At 62.4% G+C, this 1,176-nt stretch carries 1 protein-coding gene and 1 pseudogene; both read left to right on the top strand.

Annotation, left to right across the window (positions count from 1 at the left end; translation table 11 throughout):
* Nucleotides 1-776, top strand: a pseudogene (locus tag ACGF5C_RS34895) (DNA-directed RNA polymerase subunit beta); the annotation flags it as partial.
* 135 nt (nucleotides 777-911) lie between these two features.
* A partial coding sequence (locus ACGF5C_RS34900; RefSeq protein WP_393308709.1) for a hypothetical protein occupies nucleotides 912-1,176 on the top strand: 265 nt, incomplete at its 3' end.

A 1,176-nucleotide genomic window follows, 5' to 3' on the forward strand; every position in this document is an offset into this window, starting at 1 on the left:
GTCGTATGAACATCGGCCAGATTTTGGAGACCCACCTCGGCTGGATCGCCAAAGCCGGCTGGCAGGTCGACGGCGCCGAATCCGGCAATGTGCCGGACTGGGCGAAGAACCTGCCCGAGGAGATGCTGGGGCAGGAAGCCGACACCAACATCGCGACCCCGGTGTTCGACGGTGCGCAGGAAGACGAGCTGACGGGTCTGCTGGGTTCCACCCTGCCGAACCGTGACGGCGAGACCATGGTCGACGCCAACGGTAAGTCGGTGTTGTTCGATGGTCGTTCGGGTGAGCCGTTCCCGTATCCGGTGGCGGTGGGGTACATGTACATCCTGAAGCTGCATCACTTGGTGGACGACAAGATTCACGCGCGGTCGACGGGTCCGTACTCGATGATCACTCAGCAGCCGCTCGGTGGTAAGGCGCAGTTCGGTGGTCAGCGTTTCGGTGAGATGGAGTGCTGGGCCATGCAGGCCTACGGCGCGGCCTACACGTTGCAGGAGCTGCTGACGATCAAGTCCGACGACGTGGTCGGTCGTGTGAAGGTGTACGAGGCGATCGTCAAGGGCGAGAACATTCCCGAGCCGGGTATCCCGGAATCGTTCAAGGTTCTGCTCAAGGAACTGCAGTCGCTGTGCCTCAACGTCGAAGTGCTGTCCTCCGACGGCGCCGCGATCGAGATGCGCGACGGTGACGACGAGGACCTCGAGCGTGCCGCGGCGAACCTCGGCATCAACCTGTCCCGCAACGAGGCTGCGACGGTCGACGACCTCGCACAGTGAGCCGATCGGTCCCGGCGCCCGCATTGGGCGCCGGGGCATAGTTTCCCGCTCCGCGGAAGTGGCAGCGGTCCGCTCCGGCGGAAGAACTAGCGAACTTTGCTCGATACTGAACCCGAACAGGGGAAAGGAAGTTACGTGCTAGACGTCAACTTCTTCGATGAACTCCGGATCGGCCTGGCTACCGCCGAAGACATTCGCAACTGGTCTTTCGGTGAGGTCAAGAAGCCGGAGACCATCAACTACCGCACGCTCAAGCCGGAGAAGGACGGCTTGTTCTGCGAGAAGATCTTCGGTCCCACCCGGGACTGGGAGTGCTACTGCGGCAAGTACAAGCGCGTGCGCTTCAAGGGCATCATCTGTGAGCGCTGTGGCGTCGAGGTGACTCGCGCCAAGGTGCGTC

It is taken from the genome of Micromonospora sp. NPDC047620 (assembly GCF_043205005.1).
In the GTDB taxonomy this organism is placed as follows: domain Bacteria; phylum Actinomycetota; class Actinomycetes; order Mycobacteriales; family Micromonosporaceae; genus Micromonospora.